This is a genomic window from Microthrixaceae bacterium (assembly GCA_023957975.1).
In the GTDB taxonomy this organism is placed as follows: Bacteria; Actinomycetota; Acidimicrobiia; order Acidimicrobiales; family Microtrichaceae; genus JAMLGM01.
This window is the reverse complement of sequence record JAMLGM010000001.1, coordinates 308,406-328,881: the sequence shown is the minus strand read 5'-3', so window position 1 is coordinate 328,881 and position 20,476 is coordinate 308,406. Positions and strand designations below refer to the sequence as shown.

The 20,476-nt window shown below is 69.0% G+C and carries 23 protein-coding genes; 6 read left to right on the top strand and 17 right to left on the bottom strand.

The window, feature by feature from the left end:
* The 5 genes from M9952_01655 to M9952_01635 form a co-directional block, all read right to left on the bottom strand.
* On the bottom strand, positions 1-444 hold the full coding sequence (locus M9952_01655; GenBank protein ID MCO5311631.1) for a single-stranded DNA-binding protein: 444 nt from the start codon (positions 442-444) through the stop codon (positions 1-3).
* A 79-nt stretch (positions 445-523) separates the two neighbouring features.
* Positions 524-2,299 carry a TraM recognition domain-containing protein gene (locus tag M9952_01650; GenBank protein MCO5311630.1) on the bottom strand — a complete coding sequence of 592 codons (1,776 nt, stop codon included), beginning with the start codon at positions 2,297-2,299 and terminating at the stop codon, positions 524-526.
* Positions 2,296-2,844 (bottom strand): hypothetical protein, encoded by a 549-nt coding sequence (locus M9952_01645; protein ID MCO5311629.1) that lies wholly within the window; start codon positions 2,842-2,844, stop codon positions 2,296-2,298. The genes M9952_01650 and M9952_01645 overlap by 4 nt, the downstream gene beginning before the upstream one ends.
* Positions 2,841-4,325, bottom strand: a complete 1,485-nt coding sequence (locus tag M9952_01640; GenBank protein ID MCO5311628.1) for a hypothetical protein — start codon at positions 4,323-4,325, stop codon at positions 2,841-2,843. The genes M9952_01645 and M9952_01640 overlap by 4 nt, the downstream gene beginning before the upstream one ends.
* Positions 4,322-5,152 (bottom strand): hypothetical protein, encoded by an 831-nt coding sequence (locus M9952_01635; protein MCO5311627.1) that lies wholly within the window; start codon positions 5,150-5,152, stop codon positions 4,322-4,324. Before M9952_01635 ends, M9952_01640 begins: the two co-directional genes overlap by 4 nt.
* Positions 5,153-5,236: 84 nt before the next feature.
* Between M9952_01635 and M9952_01630 the strand changes: the two genes are divergently transcribed.
* Positions 5,237-5,761 (top strand): hypothetical protein, encoded by a 525-nt coding sequence (locus M9952_01630; protein ID MCO5311626.1) that lies wholly within the window; start codon positions 5,237-5,239, stop codon positions 5,759-5,761.
* A gap of 14 nt (positions 5,762-5,775) precedes the next feature.
* Here M9952_01630 and M9952_01625 read toward each other — a convergent pair whose 3' ends face one another.
* The 12 genes from M9952_01625 to M9952_01570 form a co-directional block, all read right to left on the bottom strand.
* Entirely contained in the window at positions 5,776-7,245 is a 1,470-nt protein-coding gene (locus M9952_01625) for a PrgI family protein (GenBank protein MCO5311625.1), read from the bottom strand.
* A 3-nt stretch (positions 7,246-7,248) separates the two neighbouring features.
* On the bottom strand, positions 7,249-8,637 hold the full coding sequence (locus tag M9952_01620) for a hypothetical protein (protein ID MCO5311624.1): 1,389 nt from the start codon (positions 8,635-8,637) through the stop codon (positions 7,249-7,251).
* Between the two features lie 30 nt (positions 8,638-8,667).
* Positions 8,668-8,988: a DUF6112 family protein gene (locus M9952_01615; GenBank protein MCO5311623.1), complete on the bottom strand. Its 321-nt coding sequence runs from the start codon at positions 8,986-8,988 to the stop codon at positions 8,668-8,670.
* A 156-nt stretch (positions 8,989-9,144) separates the two neighbouring features.
* Positions 9,145-9,411, bottom strand: coding sequence for a DUF6112 family protein (locus tag M9952_01610; GenBank protein ID MCO5311622.1), 267 nt, complete (start codon positions 9,409-9,411; stop codon positions 9,145-9,147).
* Positions 9,411-11,039, bottom strand: coding sequence for a M23 family metallopeptidase (locus M9952_01605; protein MCO5311621.1), 1,629 nt, complete (start codon positions 11,037-11,039; stop codon positions 9,411-9,413). The genes M9952_01610 and M9952_01605 overlap by 1 nt, the downstream gene beginning before the upstream one ends.
* An 11-nt stretch (positions 11,040-11,050) precedes the next feature.
* Positions 11,051-11,743, bottom strand: coding sequence for a hypothetical protein (locus tag M9952_01600; GenBank protein MCO5311620.1), 693 nt, complete (start codon positions 11,741-11,743; stop codon positions 11,051-11,053).
* A gap of 36 nt (positions 11,744-11,779) precedes the next feature.
* Positions 11,780-12,775 (bottom strand): ParB N-terminal domain-containing protein, encoded by a 996-nt coding sequence (locus M9952_01595; protein ID MCO5311619.1) that lies wholly within the window; start codon positions 12,773-12,775, stop codon positions 11,780-11,782.
* Complete coding sequence (locus M9952_01590) at positions 12,772-13,650, bottom strand: hypothetical protein (protein ID MCO5311618.1); 879 nt, start codon at positions 13,648-13,650, stop codon at positions 12,772-12,774. Before M9952_01590 ends, M9952_01595 begins: the two co-directional genes overlap by 4 nt.
* Before the next feature lie 86 nt (positions 13,651-13,736).
* Entirely contained in the window at positions 13,737-14,159 is a 423-nt protein-coding gene (locus tag M9952_01585) for a hypothetical protein (protein ID MCO5311617.1), read from the bottom strand.
* Positions 14,156-14,887 (bottom strand): DUF2637 domain-containing protein, encoded by a 732-nt coding sequence (locus M9952_01580; GenBank protein MCO5311616.1) that lies wholly within the window; start codon positions 14,885-14,887, stop codon positions 14,156-14,158. The genes M9952_01585 and M9952_01580 overlap by 4 nt, the downstream gene beginning before the upstream one ends.
* Complete coding sequence (locus tag M9952_01575; protein ID MCO5311615.1) at positions 14,887-15,825, bottom strand: bifunctional DNA primase/polymerase; 939 nt, start codon at positions 15,823-15,825, stop codon at positions 14,887-14,889. The genes M9952_01580 and M9952_01575 overlap by 1 nt, the downstream gene beginning before the upstream one ends.
* Positions 15,825-16,898 carry an ImmA/IrrE family metallo-endopeptidase gene (locus M9952_01570; GenBank protein MCO5311614.1) on the bottom strand — a complete coding sequence of 358 codons (1,074 nt, stop codon included), beginning with the start codon at positions 16,896-16,898 and terminating at the stop codon, positions 15,825-15,827. Before M9952_01570 ends, M9952_01575 begins: the two co-directional genes overlap by 1 nt.
* A 388-nt stretch (positions 16,899-17,286) precedes the next feature.
* Between M9952_01570 and M9952_01565 the strand changes: the two genes are divergently transcribed.
* Genes M9952_01565 through M9952_01545 form a run of 5 tightly spaced genes read left to right on the top strand, consistent with a single transcriptional unit; the run spans position 17,287 to position 20,403 of the window.
* Positions 17,287-17,718 carry a hypothetical protein gene (locus tag M9952_01565; protein ID MCO5311613.1) on the top strand — a complete coding sequence of 144 codons (432 nt, stop codon included), beginning with the start codon at positions 17,287-17,289 and terminating at the stop codon, positions 17,716-17,718.
* A gap of 60 nt (positions 17,719-17,778) precedes the next feature.
* A complete protein-coding gene (locus M9952_01560; GenBank protein MCO5311612.1) occupies positions 17,779-18,243 on the top strand; it encodes a hypothetical protein in 465 nt (154 codons plus the stop codon).
* The gene (locus M9952_01555; protein MCO5311611.1) at positions 18,240-19,268 is read left to right on the top strand and encodes a hypothetical protein; all 1,029 of its coding nucleotides are present in this window, start codon (positions 18,240-18,242) and stop codon (positions 19,266-19,268) included. Before M9952_01560 ends, M9952_01555 begins: the two co-directional genes overlap by 4 nt.
* Complete coding sequence (locus M9952_01550; GenBank protein MCO5311610.1) at positions 19,265-20,005, top strand: hypothetical protein; 741 nt, start codon at positions 19,265-19,267, stop codon at positions 20,003-20,005. Before M9952_01555 ends, M9952_01550 begins: the two co-directional genes overlap by 4 nt.
* Positions 19,897-20,403 (top strand): lysophospholipase, encoded by a 507-nt coding sequence (locus M9952_01545; GenBank protein ID MCO5311609.1) that lies wholly within the window; start codon positions 19,897-19,899, stop codon positions 20,401-20,403. Before M9952_01550 ends, M9952_01545 begins: the two co-directional genes overlap by 109 nt.
* The last annotated feature ends 73 nt before the right edge of the window (positions 20,404-20,476 follow it).

Sequence of the window (20,476 nt, the reverse complement as noted above, 5' to 3'; positions counted from 1 at the left end):
TCACATGCTGACCGGAGCGGCCTGAGCCACAGCGTTCGTCCGTTGCGGCGACTCGTAGGCGGCTGCGTCTCGTCCGGCTGAGTTGCGCGGGGTACGGTCCACCTCGTAGCGGGTTCGCGCGACGTCGTGGCCGATCTTCTTTGCGATGAACTCTTCGCCCTCGATCGCCTGGCCGTTGCGCTCGTAGTTGACCGGGCGCGTGTAGCCCTCGGCCACGAAGTTGTCGCCCTGGGCGAAGTTCGCGTGCGCATGCTCGGCCGACCGTCCGAACATCACCAGGTGGTGGTAGGTCGTCTCGGTCTGGGTGAACGAGCCGTCCTCCTCCCGGCGGAAGTGCTCCTTACCGATGCGAGCGAAGAACCTCGCGTCGCCCTTGGCCGTCTCGGTGAGCAACGGCTCCGAGGCGATGAAGCCAGACAGTGATTCCTGGGTGTGAATGGCCATGATGGCGTCCTCCTGAACTTGGGCGGCCAGCTGCATGTGGTCGCTGTGTCAGGCAGGTGCGCTCCGGCCCCCAGAGTCGTCAGGGTGTGGGGCGTCGCAGGAGAGCTTCGAGTTCGTCGCGATCGTTGCGGAGCTGCGCGGCATCGGGCCGGGTGGGCCAGGCGCGCAGGTCGGTGACGATGGGTGGTGCGGAGCGGAGCATCGTGATGCCGGTGCCGAACGGCAGGGTGCGGATGCGGTCTGGCGGCAGGATCGGGACGCGGCGGATGGAGCGTTGGTTGGAGCGGGTGCCGTGGTCGCCGAGGGTCACGCTGTCGGTGTACTCGTCGCGCTCGCCGATGAGGGTGGAGAGGTCTTGGAGGTCGCGGCTGTTGGATGCGCCGCCGAGGATGATCTTGACGATGCTGGCGTCCCAGATCGCGCCGGCCTGGTGCTCGCTCCACCGGTCGCGCGCCTGGGCGAGGGATTGCAGGACCGGCATGGTCGTGATGCCGGTGCCGCCGCCTTCGGCCATGAGCGTCGGCAGTGACGGCAGCGGCGCGAGGTTTCCGATCTCGTCGAGCGCGAGCAACAGCGGCGGATCGAGCCGGGCTCCGGGCGAGCGGGCGGCGAGCCGGCGGGCGGTTTCGATGAGGTCTTCGACGAACGCCGCGACCAGCGACGCGGAGGCTCCTGCTCCGGCTCCGGTGGCGAGCAGGTAGAGGGTGCCTTGCTCGGTGAGGAAGGTCTCGGGGTCGAAGTGCTCGTGCGGGCCTGGTGTGACGGCATCGAGCACGCGCGGGTCGGCGAGCGCGGCGAGGGCGAGGGAGACGCCTTGCCAGATGCTGTCGCGGGTCTTGGGGTCGGCGTCGATCATCGCAGCCAGCGAGTCGTCCCAGCCCATCGCCGCGTTCGGGTGGGAGTTGAGGATGGCGACGGCCTCCGACGCGGCGCTGGGGTCGAGGGTCCATCTGAACAGCTCGGCGGGTGGGCGGCCGTCGAGCGCGGCGGCGTGCAGCAGGCTCTGGAGTGCGGTGCGGGTCTTGCCTTCCCAGAACCCGCCGGACTCGACCCCGCCAGCGGAGAGGCCGGTGGCGGCGGCGAGGCCGTTGGCGCGGATCATCGCGGTCAGCGGGTCGTCGCAGCCGCGAATGGGTGACCAGCGCAGCCCGGCGGGGATGCCCTCGGCGAGGTGTTGCGGGTCGAACACGGCGACCGGCCCGCCCTTGCGGCGTCGGGCGCGGAGGGTCGCGGTGAGGTTGTCGGGCCTGGTGCTGGTGGTGACGACCGCGCCGGGTGCGTCGAGGATCGCGTTGATGACGACATGCAGGCCCTTGCCGGAGCGGGGTGGGCCGATCAGCAGGATCGAGTCTTCGACCGATGCCCAGACCTTCGTGCCACGACTGGCACCGAGCAGGTAGCCGACATCCTGCGGTGCTGGCGACTCCAAGGAGGGCCGCAGCGTGGCCGCGCGGTGAAGCAGTGCCTTCGCGGATGCGGCGGTCTTGACCTCGTGGCTGGTCGCGATCCCGGCCAGTCGGTGCGGGTCGGTCTCGGTCTTCCGCGTGTGGCGGCGCAGCACGATCCACACCCAGACGATCCCGGCGGCGAGTCCGCCGAGCAGTGCCGTGCTGACGAGCCAGTAGACGACCGGGTTGAGCCCGTCGGCACCGAGCGCGGTCGCGGGGTCGCCGGGGTTGAACAGCACGGCGAGCCCCGCCGCTGCGCCGGCGTCGGGCTGCGGTGTGCCGGTGAGGAACGCGGCGACGCTGCCAGCGGCGCGGAGGACGAGAGCGATCCCGAACATGCCGATCAGGCCAATGAGGGCGGCGTTGGTGAGTTCGTCGCCCATGCCCCCGGCTTGTCGCTGGTTCATGTCAGCCGCCGCACCGCGAGCGTGCCCGAGATGCGCCCGAACAGGATCACCTCGTGCGTGCCGTCGGGCAGGTCGTCGAGGTCGATGAGCGCGCGGGCCTCGCCGGTTCCGGTGGCGTCGGTGTGGGAGACGATCGTCGCGACGGCGACATCCTCGCCGGGGACGAACCCGCCCGCGGTGACCTCGGCCAAGCGCGGCACCCGTCGGGCGTGACGACTCCGACGAGTCTCCGGCACCGGGTTCTCGGTCGGTGCCACTGCGCGTCGGGGCTTGCGGGTGCGGAGGATGTCGGTGAAGACGCTCCCGTCGCTCTCGCGCACCTCGACCCGGACCGCGATGGTGCGGTCCTTGGTGATGGCATCCATGAGCGGCCCGAACGTCGCCCGCGTCCACGCGCTCCCGTCCGGCGACGCGAATGGTGTCCCATCGACCGTCGCGGCGAGGGTGCCGTCTTCGGCGACGGTGACGAGGACGTGCGGCAGCTCGACGGGAGCCGTCTGCTCGTCGTCGTTCGGGGTGGATCGGCGCGGGCTGGTGAGGTTCATCGGTGGCCTCCCGCTGCGCGGCTGCTGGTGTCGAACAGGGCGAGTTCGTCGGGGTGGAGCTGGTGCTGGCAGACGAAGCTTCTGGCCTTGATCCGCCACAGGCCTTGGCCGACGCCGAGGTTCGGCAAGAGCTGCTGCTCGGTGCCGGTCAGGCCGAGCGCGGTCGCGGTCGGGCCGAGCTGGTCGGACTCCTGCCGGTACACGATCCGCGTCTCGGCATTCGCGAGCAGTGAGTTCGCCAGGGAGCGCATGGCGGAGCCTTGGTCGCCCACGTTGTCGAGGTCGGTGAGCTTGTGGAAGATCAGCATGTTCGCGATCCCGTAGTGCCTGGCGAGTCGCCAGTGCGCATCCATCCGCCGCAACAACGCCGGGTGGGACATGAGCCGCCAGGCCTCGTCGTAGATCACCCACCGCTGCCCACCGTTCGGGTCGAGCAGCGCGGACTCCATCCACGCCGACGAGCACGTCATCAACACCGAGATCAGCGTCGAGTTCTCGGTGACCCGCGAGAGGTCGAGCGAGATCATCGGCAACGACGGATCGAACGCGACCGTCGAAGGCCCATCGAACAGCCCGGCCAGGTCACCGGCCACGAGGCGGCGCAGCGCATGGCCGACAAGCCTGCCGTCCTCGGCCAACCTGCCGTCGGCATCCGCACTCGGGGCGAGGATGCGATCAACGACCATCGGCAGGATCGGCACGTCGTTCTCCCGCACCGTCTGGGTCAGGGCGATGTCGATCGCGGTGTGCTCCAACGGCGACAAGCCGCGCGCGAGCACGGTCTCCGCGAGCGCGCCGATCAGGTCACGGCGCCGGGCCGCGACGGTCGAGGCCCACTGCTCATCCGAGAGTCCGCTGGGCCGGTGGCCTTCGTCGAGTGGGTTCAGGCGAGTGTTGAGTCCGTGGCCGAGGACGATGGCGCGTCCGCCGACGGCGTTGGCGACGGCGGTGTGTTCGCCCTTCGGGTCGCCGGGAACGTACACGCGCCGCCCGAACGGCAGCGACCGCGTGTAGAGCGACTTGGCCAGCGATGACTTGCCGGAGCCGACGATCCCGGCCAGCACCACGTTCGGTGCGGTGATGATCCCGCGTGCGTAGAGCACCCACGGGTCGTAGACGAAGCTCCCGCCCGAGTACAGGTCTTGGCCGACGAACACGCCATCGGCACCGAGACCGCCCTCGGCGACGAACGGATACGCACCCGCCAGCGTCGCCGACGTGTCCTGATGCCGCGTCAGATGGAACCGGCCCGGAGTGCGCAGCCGCGCAGCGCCCGGTTCGCCGGCCTTCGGCAGGTAGATCGTGGCGCGGCGCTCGGCACGCTCCTGCTCAGCCTTCGCCTTCGCGGCGGCGAGCGCGGCCTTGCGCTGCTCGGCGTGGAGCCGGGCCTCTGCCTTGCGGCGCTGCTTGCGGAGCTTCCGCCGCTCCTTCGACGGTGCCACCAGAACGGCGGTGTGCAGCCGCGCGCGATCCTCGGTCACAGCACCAGCCCCCGCGCCTGCTTGACCGCCGTGATCTTGGCCGGCTCGAACCACGACCCATCCCGCTTCGCCGTCGGCACATCGGCCCGCCTCGGAGCACCCGGCGACGAGTACGACACCAGCAACTCCGGCCCAGCCTGCACCGGAGCCGGTCCGACCAGCTCGGCATCCTGGGGCTCGGTCCCGGGTTCGGTGTAGCGGCGCAGCAGCGAGACGTAGCCGACGTGCGGGTTGACGACCAGCGCGTAGTCGCCCGAGAGCGCCACCTGGTCGTTGGTGCCCTCGCCGGGCTCGTCGTAGACGTACCCGTTCTCCAGCGCGGCCTGCGTGGTCTCGTCGCCGTAGTCCCACTGCGCGAGGAAGTCCACCGCATCGACATGTCCCAGCTCGCCGAGGATGCGCAACGGCCGGTCGGCCTCCTCGCCCTGGAGGAACACCACGCTGACCCACCGCGACGGCGCGGCCTCCTCGACGGCGGGCTCGGGGTGCCAAGCGATCCGCCCCGCAGCGATGAACCCCTCCGCGAGCCGGTCATACGCCCGGTCGACGAGATTCGCCGCCTGGCGCAACTCCTCCGCAGCAGCGAGCGCGTCCCGCACTCCGGCCTCGTGGTTGCCGGCGTCGTTGAAGGCGTGCGCGGCCTTGCGCTCGTGAACATCGGCGATCTGGTCGAGCACCTGCCGCAGCGACCGCATCCCCGAGGACAGATCACCGATCACCCCGTACATCTCGGCGGGCTGATCGAACCCCCGGCTCGCGTGAGCGAGTCCGCGCAAGGCTTCGGACGCCTCAGCGGCGTCGGCAGTCGAATCGAAGAACGTGGGCATGGTCGGCCTCCTCGCAAGTCGTGTGACCAGGAGGTGTGCTCGACACCCCGACAGAATGTCGGTACCTGTCCGTAGGCTTGGAAGATGAGTCCGGAGGTCATCGCGCTCGTTATCGCGAGCATTTCGCTACTGGTTGCAGGGCTGTCGCTTGGGTGGCAGATCGCGCAGTGGCTTCTGTCTGCTGGTCGTCCGAAGGCAATGCTGCTACACGGAGTGCAAGGCGGCGGAGGCGTTGTCACCGGCCCAGTTGAAAAGACGGGGGCGCCTCGCAACGTCAAGAACCTGCGCAATCAGGGGTTCAACGGCCCCGAGATCATCGGAGTTCAGGTCACCAGCCACGGCCGGGCACCAGTGATGGTCGAATCGGTTGCCCTCTGCCCAAGAGGCGGCGAGGTTCGCTTCGTCCCTCAGGGGGAACTGATTGGCCCGGAGCTTCCTCATCGTCTTGAAGCCGGAACGAACTCAAGTTGGTTTGTGGACGCGGAGCTTGGGCACAGACTGATTGCCGTTTCGCGCGACGCTCTTCAGGAGCGGATCCAGGGTGTATACATGTCCGTGACACTCGGCACCGGGAAGACCATCAAGACACCGACGACTCTGCGGATATAGCTTCAGAAACCGCATCACACGATCCGACAGAGTGGCAGTGCGGCTGCGGTGAACGCGGCGGCTTGCTGGCCGACGAGGAGCCGGGTCTCGCAAGATGCTTGGATCGCGGCTTGCTCGATGGCGGCAACGGCGGCGTCGAGTTCCTCGACGGTGGGTGCGGATACAGCGACCAGGCCGGTGTAGCGCAGGATGCCGTGACCGGCGGTGAGGTCGGCTTCTTGCTGGAGCACGTCGTGGTACTCGGCGGTCTGGGAGGCGTCTTCGATCTGGCCGATCTTCGCGCGCTGGGCTTGGTCGGAGATGTGCTCGACCTTCTTCTTGCGGATGTCGCGAGCGGCCTGGTCAGAGCGGATCGGCGTACATATCAGTGAGAACGAGCGTTGGATGCCTGTGGACAGCAGCACCGGCGACAAGAACCCCGGATAGACCAGCGACCGCGGCCACTCGCTGACCCAGAGCACCGCGTGGTGAGCGGAGTCGGTGCGCAGCCGGCCCCAGGTCTCGGTGACGGCGACCGGTCCCGCCGTGGCGAGCGACTGTCCGAGCCGGCCGTGGCGTTCCAGTGTTGCGGCGATGGCCGGGTCGTAGGCGGAGCGCAGCATGACTGCGATCTGCCCTGGGGTGAGCCATCCCGAGGGTGACAGGTCGGCGGAGCGGAGTGCGGCGACGAGGGTGTTCATCTCTTGTCGCAGAACGGCGGCTGCCCCGCGTATCCCGCCGCCAGCGGTTCTGATCTGCCGGGCGGCGGTCTTCATGTCCAGGGACAGCGAGAGGGTGGTGGCGTGGCGTTCGCCGGCGGGGCCGGCTCGGTCGATCAACTCTGCGTAGGTGTCGGCTGCCCATGACCCGTCGGGGGTGCCGTGTGTGGCCCACCACTCGGCCAGGCCGGTGCCGGAGTCTGGGAGGGTGCGTTCGAGGACTTGCAGGGTCGCGATGCGTCCGGAGCGGCAGACGGTAGCGAGGACGCGGCCCCAGGAGGTGACGCGGCGTTCCTGCTCGCCGGGGTCGAGGAGCACGAACGCGGGATGCGTGACCTCGCACACGACGGTCAGGGTGGCGGCGTGCGGGTCGTGGATCATCCCGGCACCCGTGTCGGGGTCGGTGTACTCGCGCAGCCGCGCCATGTCGCCAGGCAGCGCGAGAGTGCCGACGGGGCGCGGCACCACGATCCGGCGCCGGTATAGGAGTTGCCCGCCGGTGGTGCGCCACAGCCACCAGCAGGCGACGGGTAGCCATTCCACGATCGGCCTGCCAGCGATGGGTATCCAGGTCAGTGCGGCGGCGAGTACCCAGACCGGGGCGGTGTAGGCGAGCAGCATCCCGCCGCCTGCGTAGAACGCGCCGATGAGCGTGGCTCCGCCGATGGCGAGGGTGATGAGCTGGGTCAGCGACAGGCCGAGGAGGACACCGCGTCGGGTGAGTCGGGAGAACTTCACCGGCACCAGCTCGCCCCCGGTGGGCCGGTCGTTGTTCGTGCTGCTCATCGTCTACTCCTTCGTTGGGCGTGGCGCGGGCGGCGGGGGCTGCTTCGGCGGTGGTGACGGGTCGCCGCTCGGCGGGCGCGGCGCGGGGCTCGACGGCGGTGCCGCCGTTGGCGTTGCGGACGGTGGCGGTGGTGGTGTTTGCGCTGCTGCGTCGGCGGCGTGCTCGCCTTGGGCGCCCAGTGCCGTCCCGGCCTTGGGTCCGGCAGTGGCGGCGCCCTTGGCGACGCTCGCTCCGATCACCACGCCTGCGGCCACGGGACCGGCTGCGGCTGCGCCGCCTCCGCTCGCTGCGGCACCGCCACCCCCTGCCGCGCCGCCGCTGCTCACGGCCGGTGTCGGTGCCGGGGTCTTCGGCGGCGGCGGTGCGCTGCTCCCGCTCCCTCCGCCAGCGCCTCCACCGGAGTTGCCGCCGCTACCTGCCCCATCGAGTACCTTCTTCGGATCGCCGCCGCCTTGCGGCTTGGACGGGACCGGGATCGGGCGGTTGAGTGCGCTCTTGGCGTCCTGCTCGGAGCCGATCGCGTGGTACATGTCGAACCCGACGAAGGCGATGAACTTGTAGGTCAGATACGGCGCGAACGCGGCCATCGCCATCAGCACGATCCCAGCGATGGGATCGCTGACCGACGCCAGGTCCGCGTCGATGGGCGCGGATACCTGGGTGATCGCGACCAGGAACATGACGACGAGGACGAGTTTGGAGCAGATCAGGGCGACGACGAACATCGCCCACTTCCCGATCCATCCCCGGCTGGCGTCCCAGGATGCTCCGCTGAACGCGAGCGGCGCGAACACGACCGCGACCAGCAGCAGCGCCTTCCTGACGAGAAGGGACAGCCACACGATGGCGGCGGCGGTGATGGCAAGGCCGGCCATGAAGATGGTGATGATCGCTCCGACACCAGGTGCGGCGATGTTGATGCCGACCAGTCCCGCTGCGAGGAGGGCGATCTTGTCGCCCATCGACTCGGTGGTTTCCCCGGCGGCCTGCACGATCCCGATACACAGCTGGTCGACGACTTCCAGCAGCAGCGCGGTGAGCGTAATGACCACGAACGATCCGAGGACGGATTTCGCCAGCCCGAGCGCGGCGCGGGTGAGCGCGGTGGGGTCGCGGCGGATCAGTCCAGTGAGGAGTTGGAGGCAGAAGAAGATCAGCATCACGAAGACCGCGATACCGAACAGCAGGTTGTAGACGGCGACGTAGCCGGGCTTGGTGACATCCACCAGCGTGGTGGTGTCGAACACCGACCAGACCGCCTCGAACAGCCACCCGGCGGCGGCACCCATCGCCTGGGCGAGCCAGTCAAACGGGGCCGCAACCAGAGAAGCGGCACCTTCGCCGACGGCATCGCACACCGACGAAATCACGGGAACGTCGCAGACGCCCATCTCGAACTCCAGCTCTCGACGACAGGCGGGTCAGACCTGCTGGCCGACGTTCCAGAAGAAGTTGATGAGCGTCACCGACGCGCCGCAGATCACCGCTGCGCCACAGGAGACGAGCACGCCGATCTTCCCGCGCGAAGCGAGGTGCGGGTTGGACGAGTTGGCGCCGAAGCCCCACACGATCGCGGACACGATCAGTGCGAGGACGCTGAGGATCAGGCCGATGGTCATGACCGCGCCGACGATGGTGCGCAGCTGGTTGATCCCCGGCAGCCCGTTGGTGTTGGGGTCGATGTTGATGTCCATCGGCACCAGCAGAGGCGCGGACATGACGTTGGTGAGCAGATCGAACACGGTAGGTCTCCTTGGCGACGGGTGACCCGCCCACGAACTCGCAGACGGGGTACAAGCGACAGGTGCGCCCGCCCTCCCGACCCGCAGTCAGCAGAAACAGCGGTGCCCACGCCGTCGAGGACGCGGGCACCGCTGGGGGCTCGAAGAAGGTTGGAATCAGAGTTGCTGGCCGAGGTTGAGGAGCCAGTTCATCCAGGCGACGCCGCCTCCAGCGAGGACGGCAGCGCCGAGGGAGACGAGGACTCCGGTTCGGCCTTTACTTGCGGTGGCGTAGTTGCCGTGGGCGGTCGCGATGGCCCACACAATCGCCGAGACGATCAGCATCAGGACAGCGACGATGAGGACGAAGGTCAAGAGCGCTCCGACGACGGCACGGAGGTCTCCGATGCCGCCGAGGCCGTCGAAGTCGGGGAAGACGCCCATCACGCACCTGCTTTGACTGTGACGTGGAGGTGGTCGAAGTGGCCGCCGGTGATTGAGGCGGGGTCGTGCATGCCGCCGCCGTTGTAGGGTCGCCAGCCGTCGGCGTCGCGGGCGACGGACCAGATTTGGCCTTGCCAGATGAGGTACTGGACGCCGAGAACGTCGGCGTTGTCTTTCATCCAGTTCGTGACCCTCCAGCCGGCGTCGAGCTGGGCGGGGTTGGGGCGTTGGCCGATCTGGTTGCCGAAGGTGATGTCGCACGCCCGGCCGAGGGGATGCTCGGACTTGGTGCCGGGGCGCGGTGAGTAGCAGCCCCAGCCGGTGTCGGGGAACGCGGCGAGGGTCTGCTGGTAGAGGTGCAGCATGCGGGCGGTGATCTTGCCCGAGCTGGTGGGATCGTCGACGAGCCGGTCGGGGTCTCCATCGACGCCGGCCGGCGCGCCCGCCGTGGCGGTGTTGCAGGCGGCGGGTGATCCGCTGGTCGCTGTCGGCAGGTTCGCGGCCCCGTGCTGGTTGAGCCAGGCGGCGGCGTCGATGGCCTCGCCGTTCGTGCCGCCGGGCCGGACCTCGAAGTGCAGATGTGCGCCGGTGCTCATGCCCGAGGAGCCGACATCGCCGATGTGCTGCCCGGCGCTCACCCGGTCGCCGGCACGGACGTGGATGCCGCTCTCCCATGTGTGCGCATACGCGGTCGCGACGGTGCGCCCGTCGATGGTGTGCTCGATGATGATGAGGCCGCCGTAGCCGCCGGAGAACTCGGCGTGCGTGACGGTGCCGTCCGCGGCGGCGAGGATCGGGGTGCCGTCGGGCGCGGCGAAGTCGGTGCCGGTGTGTATCTTCCGTTCGCCCGTGATCGGGTGCACCCGCATCCCGAACGGCGAAGTGGCAACCCAGGTGCCCTCGGGCAGTGGGAACACCACCCGCGACGACGCCGACGACACTGTTGCAGGGCCACCGGTTCCGAGCCCAGACCCGCTGCCGCTGCTGCTGGTGAGGGCGGTGAGGATGGTTTCGGCGACGGGTGCGTAGTTGCGGTAGCGGTCGGGGTAGGCGGAGACTTCGACGGCTTGGGCGGCTTCGCCGGGGTCCATCTGCTGCCAGCCGGGGATGTCGAGCAGGCCGCGTGGTGAGGGGTAGTTCGGGCCGGTCGGCCCGCCGAAGAACGCTCGGGCCTGGTAGCTGGGGTCCATGAGTTCTGCGACGGTGCCCCAGCCCGATTGGGGGCGCATCTGGAACAGGCCGAGGGAGTCGTGGTCGCCGCCGTTGCCGTCGTTCGGATAGTTCGCCGACTCGGGGTAGGTGCCGGTGTTGGTGAGCATCCGCAGCGTGGACTCGGTGAGCGCGGCCATGAGCGCGATCTTGATTCCCGGCCGCCCCACGTCGTCGAGTCCGTTGCCGATGGCGATGATCGTGGCCGCGTGCGTGAGCTGCTGACGGTTCAGGGTGAAGGTCTCGCCGTTCGCGGTGGTCACAGTGAGCGAGTCCGGGACGGGTCCGAGGTTCACGCTCCCAGCGGGCGTGGCGCAGTGGGCGGCGGCGGGGTTCATCAGCACACCGATGCCGAGCAGCGTTGCGGCGGGCGCGAAGAACAGGAGCGCGAGGGCTGCGATGGCGAGTTTGCGGAACACGACGCCACCTGTCAGCGCAGCGGATTGTCGAGCTGCGACAACCGCAGCAGATGGCAGGTCGGATACGTCGGGCCGCAGACCACGAACACCGTGAACGCGACCGGATGCTCTGAGGTGACCGGCTGCCCGTTCCAGACGCCTTCGCGGTGGCGGGTGCCCTCGATCGTGACTGCGACCGTTCCGGGGGCGAGCTGTCCTGGCTGTGCCTGCTCGACGGCATCAGCCCAAGCGTCCGGCACGTAGGCGATGTCGATGGTGAGGTACTGGCTGGTGGCGTACTGGCGCAGCTCGATCCAGGCGTCCCGGTTCGGCAGGTAGGCGGCAACGTCGGAGGCGAGCCCGGCCTGCTCGTCACCGCTGGGGTCACCGACCGCGAGGATCGCCGAGGTGTAGTCCAGCGGCCACAGCCCCGAGGCGGTGTCCCACGCGAACAGCGTGGACGCGACGCCTTGAGCGAAAGTCTCGGGGTCGGCGGAACGCGGAACCGCCGGAACCTGGGGCGCTCGGGGTGTACCCGGCGGCACGGTCGGCGCCTCCGTCGTGACCGGGCCGGGTTTCGGATCGTCGATGCTCGAAGTCGTGGTGCGGGGGCCGGTGAGGAGTCCGTAGACGCCGACGCCGGCCAGGAGCAGCAGGACGATGCCGGCGGCGATGAGGGCGACGAGTCGGCGGCGGTTCCGGGGATCAGTGGGTGCAGGGCTCATGCCGAGCAGGTGCGCACCCGGCACCCGTGCCGGTGGTCAGAGGGCGCGCAGGATCGGCTTTGCGGCGTGGGTGTCGCGGGCGGCGTGGAGGTCGTTGGCGAAGCGCGTGGTGCCCTCGACGGTGGTGAGGAAGTTGTCGAACTGCTCGTCGGTCAGCTCGTTCGCGAGGGTGTCGGCGTCGTAGTGGGTCCACCAGTTGGCCAGTTCGCCCCAGGTCTGGACGAATGCTCGAACCGGGTACCGCACGGGTGGTGCGTCGTCGGGCACGCCTGGCTTGAGTCTGGGTTTGGGCTTCTTGCCCTTCTTCATCGCGTTGGCGCGGGCGACGGCATCCTCGGCGAGTGCGTGCATCGTCGCCTCGCGCACTTCACGCGCGGCCTCGGCGGATTCGTGGATCGCCTGGTAGAGCGGATGCACGGGGTCGCCTGCCTCGATCCGTTCCAACGCCGCCGCCGCTTCCGCGCGAATCGTCTCGGGCTGGGCGGGGTTGGCGGCGATCTCTTCGATGTAGCCGACCTTCTCCAGCGTGGTATGTGAAGCGCCACCGGGGATCATCGCGGCGGCGAGTTCTCGTGCGTCGCCGAGCGCACCTGACGGTCCCGCAAATTTTGCGGGACCGTCGTTTCCTGGCTGGTTTTCGGTGCTGAACCGGGTTGCTGACTTTCGGCGGGCGGCGTCTTCGGCCATGACTTCCTTGATCTCGCGGTAGAGACCGGCGGCTTCGAGCTGGGTGTAGGGCTTGTGGAGCATGTTGTCGTCCTGCTCGGCGAGGAGTTTCCCGAGCCTGTCCGACAGGCCACCACGTACCCAGACGCTGACGGTGCGCCAGCCGAGCATCTTGATCGCTGCCAGGCGGCGTGCCCCGCAGACAAGCACCCCGTCGATGGTGATCGTCAACGGTTGCAGCAGCCCATCACGGTCGATAGACGCCGCGAGGGCGTCGATATCGCCGAGGTCGGTGCGGTGGCGCTGACCGACGGTCAGGGAATCGACGGCCCGGTCGAGCTGGATACCGGTCTGCGGGTCGGTCATCGCTGGTCACCGCCCCGGGCTCTGGGCGCAGCTATGGCGAGGGCGAGGATCAGGTCGTCGTCGCGCAGCAGCAGTTCCACGGTCTCGCCGAGGAGCAGCCGCAGCAGCACTCCGCGCCCGGTCGTGGTGGCCGCGTAGGCGGGGTGCGCGTTCCCGAGCAACGCTCGCAGCAGTACGGTCCAGGTGCGGCGGGGCAGGTCGAGGAGCGCGCGGGCGTGCCGGTCGCGGCGGAGCGCCTCGTACGCGGACTGGCGGGTTCCGGCTTTGGTGAGTGCCCCGCAGACGTGTTCGACCGAGGCTCGCGCGGTGTCGGCGGGCCAGTCGAGCAGGCACAGCAGCGCGATCGCGTCCTCCGCAGCGGATATGGCTGACATGCACGCCTGCGCCGAACCCAGCAGCTCATGTGGGTCGGCTTCAAGGTCGCTGGGCAGGTCGTCGCGGACCTGGAGTGCGGGATGGTAGTCGGCCAGTGCGGTGTCGCGGTCGGAGAATCGTTCGGGGTCGTGGAACGCGGAGACGTGGGAGCGGCGGGCCTGGTGCACTGAGCAGAGGAGGCCTTGGGCGCGTTCTTCGTATATGCAGGTGATCCGCACGGCGTGGGTGATGATCGCCCACGGGTCGTTGGCTTCGCGGGTGGAGCGGTTCTGCATCGCGTCGAACGCCGCCGCGACAGCCTCCCAGGTATCGAGGCGGTGCTTGCGCGCCAGCGCCTTGTACTTCTCGGCGGCGAACTCCATCAGGTCGCGGGCGACCGGATCGTTGACCCAGGCGTGCTCACCGCCGGTGTGGAGCCGGTGCAGCAGGGCACGAAGGCCCTCGCCGGTCGTGAAGTCCTCGGCTTCGAACTCGCCGCTGGGGGTGGTGGTTGTGGTCATGGTGTCGGCACCTCCTGGCAGGTAGGTGCGCGCCCGTTCCCACGAACGCGCCCTCCTGCGGTGGTTGCCGTCTTGACCACAACCTGTCACCCCATCCCGACCCCAGGCCGCGTTGGGGCCGACGTGGTGACGGTGCGTCGCCCGAACGCCGTGATCGGCGGCAGGCGACGTGCCCGATCCCGAGCGGCTTGCATCCCGATCCGCAGCGGCGTGCGGGTGCGGCGGGCCAGCTCGGCCTGGAAATCGAGACCACGCCCCGCGGCGTGTGCGGAGTGGCGGGCGATCAGATCGGTCGGGCGCACCCACTCCACGCCCCGGCCACGCACCGCGGCGGTCTGCTGCTTCCCGGTTCGAGCGACCTGCGCGGCCCGCACTGCCTCCGGCGTCGTCGCGGCCTCGGGTTCGGGGCGATCCCGAGGTACGGAGAGTGCCTCGTCGGCTGGGCTCGGCGCGACGCGCTGCCGGTCATGGCGGGGGTCGGTGTGCTGCGGGTTGTCGGTGCTGTTCATGAGGTGGTCTCCTCCCGCTCGTCGGCGGACTCGGTGATGTCAGTGGGAAGGTGTGCGGGCGCGAACCAGCGGCCGACGGTCGAGGGGTGCACGCCGAGCTCGCGGGCGATCCGTTTGTTCGACCACCCCGCCTCCCGTAGCTCCCACCCAGCGGCTCGACGGTCCGCCGGATCGAGCGAGTCGGCCTCGGCAGGGACCGGGAAGAGTTCGCCGGGACCGGCAGATGCCGAGACTGCTTCCAGTGGGCTCGACGCTGACTCGGCGGAAGTCCCGGCACGCACGGTGACGCCGGCCTGGTCTGGCGCGTCAGATTCTGGTGGGGGAACCGGGGCGCGGGTGAGGATGACGGTGAGGTGGGTGATCGCGAGCAGCACCACGGGAGGGACAGCGGCGACCGATGCGGCGAGGATGCGTGGCACGTCGGCGTCAGCGGCGACGACGGCATGGATCGCGTTCGCCGTCACCGACACGAGCGCGCCGCCGACCAGCAGCGCCCACGGGTACCAGGCCGAACGTTGACCCGCGAGTGCGACGACGGCGACGGTGGCGACGACGATGATGCCGTCCACGATCAGCGGCCACGCCCACGCCTGCCCGGCCCCGATCCCGGAGCGTGCGGCCAGATCGGCCAGTGAGGTGAAGGACAGCCAGAATGCCCCGGCGGCGATGAACACCGTCCCCGCGACCGCTGTTCCAGCGGCCCAGCGTTGCGGACTCGTCTCACGCATCACAGCCCTGCCCTGCCGAGAGAGACCGCCGACGGTGCTGCGGAGCGGCTGCACCAGTGATCCGCCCCACCACGAGGCGCATCGGCCGAGGGGCGCGGAGCGGGTGTGGGTTGGGTGGCTCGGTAGGCCGAGCGCACGGTTGTGGTGATCTCACGCTCGCTGAGTCCGGCCTGTGCTGCGGCAGGGCCGAGCGCATCGAGTGCGTCGGTGGATGGGGTGCCGTTCTCGGCAAGGCGGCAGGCGGCCCAGAATAGGCCCCGGTTCCGTTCGCCCTCACCCCGCCCGGCAACCCAGGCCGCGAGCCGCTCAGCATCCACAGCCACCTCGCCGCCGCTGGCACGCGTTGGGGCGGCGGGGCGGGGGTCGAGGAAATCCCGCAGCCGACCTGCGTCCACAGCGCCGATCGAGTGGGCGGCGATGTCGGCGATCCGGTAGCGCCGCATGGTGCCGTCAATGGTCCGTTGGGAGGGCGGGGCGATGATGTAGCCGCCGTCACCACGGAAATCGACACCCGCGTTGGCGGCCTGCCACGAGCGCTGCTCCACACCTGGGGTCGCCGGGAAGTAGGCGTGCGTGCCGCCGGTCGGGGTGCGCACCAGCAGACCCGCCCCATCCACGAGTCCCGCGTCGGCGGCGCGCTTCCAGGCCACGCGACCATCGATAGGGCCGTGGACATCGACATCCACCACGACAACACCCGATGCGGCACCCGTCGGGATGCCGATGTTCGCGTTTGGGGTGCGGGACCACCACGCCGCGACCTGCGCAGCGTCGCTGCCCGCATCGAGGAACCCGCGACGGGTGAGCGGTCGCTTCCCATCGGGCTCGCATGGGAACACCGGGACGCCCGCCGCTGCAAGCCTTCGTGCGGCTTCTGCGAGGTCCGGTGCCCGGTCGACTCCGATGAGCGCGGCGAGAACGTCGAGAGGGTCGGGCATCACAGCCCCCGTCCCGCCAGCACCGGTGCAGTATGCGGCCGGTCAGGCTCAACCGACCGAGACGACGCGCGGGTAGGCTTCGCTGCCGGGGTGTCGCGTTCCAGGCCGGGTGGGGTGCCGTCGCTGAGTTGTGGGGTGTCGAGCTGGTCGAGGATCGCCAGTGCGGTCTTGCGGACGCGTTCGCCGGTAGCCTGCACCACCTGGGCGGCCTCTTGGCCGTCTACGCGGGCGGCCCAGGTCGAGACGTACGGGATCGTGTACCCATCGGTGGTCATGCCGTGCGCGGCACCGATCATCAGCGCGACGCTCTCGGCTTCGACCTCGCGGATGCCGCGATGCTGCCGTGCCTCCATGTCGTCGGGATCGTGCATCCGCACATGCGCGAGTTCGTGCGCCAGCGTCTTCACTCGTGCAGCAGCAGGCATGTTCTCGCGCACCGACACGGTGCGCGCCTCGTAGTCGGTCATGCCGTTCGCGCCCATGATCGCCATCTCGTCCGGCACGGACGCGACCTCGAATCCGGCCGCCCGTATCTGCTCGGCGAGGCCCTCCCAGAGCCCTGCCGGGGCCTCGCCTTCCAACAGCACCGGCATGGGCGTGGCGGGGAGGGGTTCACCGTCGGTCTGGGAGACATCCCACACATACGCGGGCCGGGCGCCGACCATGCGGGAGCGCACCACCTCACCGGGCTGCGGCTTCTCCCGTGGCCCCAGCCGCCGCCACGACCCGGCATCCGACGGCGTGGCCGTGGCGAACCTGCCCGTCACCGGAGCAAAGATCATGTAGCCCGGCTGGCCCTTCATCACCTGACGCCCCAACGCCTGCCACTGCCGGTAGCCAGCGACGAGCATCGGGAACGGGTCGGGTACCCGACCGGCTTCGAACGCGACTTGGTGTTGCACCCAGATGAGCATCGTGTTGTTGAACGAGCGGGAGCGGAACCGGGCAGCGAACGCGAGTGCGTCGCGCCAGTCGTCGCCGGAAACGAGCTGCTCTACCGCGCCCGTCAACTTCTCGTGCAACTCTTCAAGCTTCGCCTCACGCGCCGCCCGCTGCTCCAGTGTCGATGCCATGACCGGGTCTCCTCTCGCGACCACCACGACACGCGTGGGCGCGGCGGTACACCTTCGAGGTAGGCAACCCCTCCCGCCACGGCCGGAGCGCACCTGCCAGGCCAGCGACACTGGGCGGCCTGGCACAGCGGCGCGACTGCGCGAAGAGCCGCCCGGGATCGGCGCGGAACACAGCATCCGTCATCTCCTCTCTGGCGAGAACGACCCACCCGACCAGTCTGTTGAGCATGCTCAATGAGGCCGGAGTTCCCATTGCAGCACGACCGTTGAGCATGCGCAAGCCTTGATTTGTGCATGCCCAACGAGTAGCGTTGAGCATGCACAACCACCCGTGAGGGTGGACTACATCGATGCCTTGCCCGTCGCGAAGGGAAGGGGGTCAGCCACCATGACCGAAGACGAGAGCCAGGCTGCGGCTGAAGACCTCGCCAAGCGTCTGCGTCTCCTGATGGACGTCGCCGAGGCCGAGTCCGGCTCGGAACCGACCTACTCGCAGATCGCGGGCTACCTCAAAGAACGAGGCACCAACCTGTCCCGGTCGCGCTGGACATACATGATCAACGGTCACCGCTACGTCCAAGACCCCGCCGTGTTCGACGGACTGGCCGCGTTCTTCGATGTCGATGCCGCCTTCCTCATGGGAGCCGACGGTGCCGAGACTCCGGAGAAGGTCGCAGCTCAGCTCGACCTCGTGCGGTCCATGCGGGCAGCGAAGGTGAAGTCCTACGCCGCCCGCACCCTCGGTGACGTCTCGCCGAAAGCACTCCACGCCATCACCAAGTTCCTGGACGAGGAAATGAGCCACATGCCCGAGCACTGACAGGTGTCGCGCGACACGGTGCCGATACCGGTCCCTGCTCCCCACAGAGAGGGGCGAACCGTGAATATCGAACAGACAGTATCGGCGGCCGTCGCGGGCCTACAGCTCGGCAGCACCTTCACCCTCGACGACCTCCTCACCGCGATACGTGCGCGCCGAAACCGTCAGCTCCGCATCGTCGAACTCGCCGACCTCGACACCAGCGACGGCATCTGCGCGGTCTGGCTGGTCACCGATACCGACGACATCGTGCTCCACGCCCGCAGCGACTCCGCGCTGCACCGCCAGCAGTTCGTCCTGCACGAGTTCGCCCACATGATCCTCGGCCACTGCGAAGGCGACAACTGCCCGGCCGAGGACCTGCTCCTGCCCAACATCCCGCCCTACACCCGCGGGCGACTGCTCAAGCGGCAAGACATCGATTGTGAGACCGAGATCGCCGCCGAGTCCCTCGCCGACCGCCTTGCCGCAGGCATTCGAGGATCGGTGTTCGCCGAGACCCGCTACTCGGAGGTCTTCGGATGATCCAGACGCTCGTCGCGGCCCTGATGTGGGCGCTCGTGGCGAGCCTGCTCATCTTCCGCCGCAAACGCGCCGACCACAGCGTCACCTACGCCGCGATCACCATCGCCATCGCGATGACTCTGAACGTGGACGCCGTCTACGAGTCCGTCGATCCGCTCCTGGGAGGAACCAACATCGCCACCCTCATCGCGGACGCCCTGCTGATGACCGGGCTGTTCTTCCTCGGCCGCGGTGTCATGCACACCGGCCACTACCGGCCTCAACTCGTTCGCGTCACGGTCAGCCTGCCCATCTTGCTCGTGTCACTGGCCGCGATCACGGTCGCGTTCTTCTTCATCGACCGCGATGAGACGACCACCCGGTTCATGGCAGACCTTGGTGACCAGCCCGCTACCGCTGCGTACTCGATCATCAACTTCGTCTACTGCGGCGTCGTGATCGCCACCATGATGGTCCTCGCCGCCCGCCAGTACCGCAGCAGCGACGGCATCCAACGACTCCCCGCCGGACTGCTGACCCTGGGCTCGGCGTTCGGTGTTGCCTTGTGCGTCGCGGTGATCGTCATGGACATCGCCCACGTCACCGGGCAACTCAACCTCATGTATGCCGTCCAGCCCACTTACGGGCTGCTCTCGCTGCTCACCTTCGGGTTCCTCTGCGCAGGATTCACCGCACAGCCCGTGGTGCGCCTCGCCCAGCATCACGCACGCCGCCGCCACACAACAGCTCTCGCCACCGGCCTCGAACCAGTCTGGGAACGCGCCACCGATGTTCGGCCCGGCCTCAGCCAAGCCGAACCCCGCGCCGCGCAGGCCGACGACCCCGAAGGGCGTCTCCACCGCAAGATCGTCGAAATCCGCGACGCCATGATCGACGGCCGCGTCACCTTCACCATCACCGACAACGAGCGTGCGCTGCTCCAAACCGCCGAACAACACCTCCTCGGCGAACAAGACCCCGATACCGCACCCGACAGAGGCGGAGACGACGACGCAGCACCACCCAACGAGGAACGCCCCTCATGAAACGGGCCATCGCTCTCGGAGCCGGACTCCTCACCGCCAGCGCACTCGGCACCGGCTGGGCAATCACGCGACGCCTCACCGCACCAGCCGGCCCTCGCAGCTTCGACCTCACGATCCATGACATCGAGCAAGACGACGACGGCCACCAGCGGATCGTGCTCGACCGAAACGACCAGACCACCGCCCGAGGCATCTACAACCTCTGGATTGAACACGGCGGCTGGGTGCAACTCGCAGCAGAAGTATCCGATCGCGGCCCCGGCCAGATCGCCCGCACCGTCACCGGGACTTCACCAGGACTGTCGCTCACGCACGGTGATCGAGCCTCGTGGAGCGGCATCTACTACGCCACCCCAGCCGACGCCGGACTCAAAACCCGCGACATCACCATCACCACTCCCGCAGGGCAATGCCCGGCCTGGCGTATCGACGGCGACCCCTCGACCTGGGCCATCCACATCCACGGCCTCGGCAGCACCCGCGCGGGCACCCTCCGTGGCGTCCTCGCTGCAACCGACCTCGGCTACACTCCCTCGTCGTCACATACCGCAACACCGCAGAAGGCCCCCGCCTCGGTACGGGCCGATCCACCCTCGGCCACACCGAGACCGCAGACGTTGACGAAGCCATCGGATACGCCGTCCGACGAGGAGCCCGACAGATCATGCTGTTCGGGTGGTCAATGGGAGCCGCGATCGCCCTGCAACTCGCCGACCGGCCCCGACACGAGGGCTTGATCGCTGCACTCATACTCGACTCGCCGGTCCTCGACTGGACCGAAGTCATCAAGACGAACTGCGCACGCAGCGGGCTCCCCGCCGCGGTCGGCTACCTCGCCGTCCCGTGGCTCACGATTGAGCCGCTCGTTCGCCTCGCCGGCCTACCGAGCCGCATCCCGCTCCGATCCTTCGACTGGACCGCGAGGGCCGCAGACCTCGCCACGCCCACACTCATCCTCCACGGCGTGCACGACGACTCCGTGCCGGTCCGGCTCTCACAAACACTCCGAGACCAACGCCCCGAACTCGTGTCCCTTGAGACCTTCGACGCCGGGCACACGCTCTCCTGGAACACCGATTCCGACCGTTGGCATGAGGCAGTGACGACCTGGCAACGGGCGCGTGTCCGGGGCTGATGGGCCGAGCAGAGGCTCCGCTCGGCACCCATCTCGTTCGGCCACGCCCGGAGAAACCCAACTCAAGCAGTAC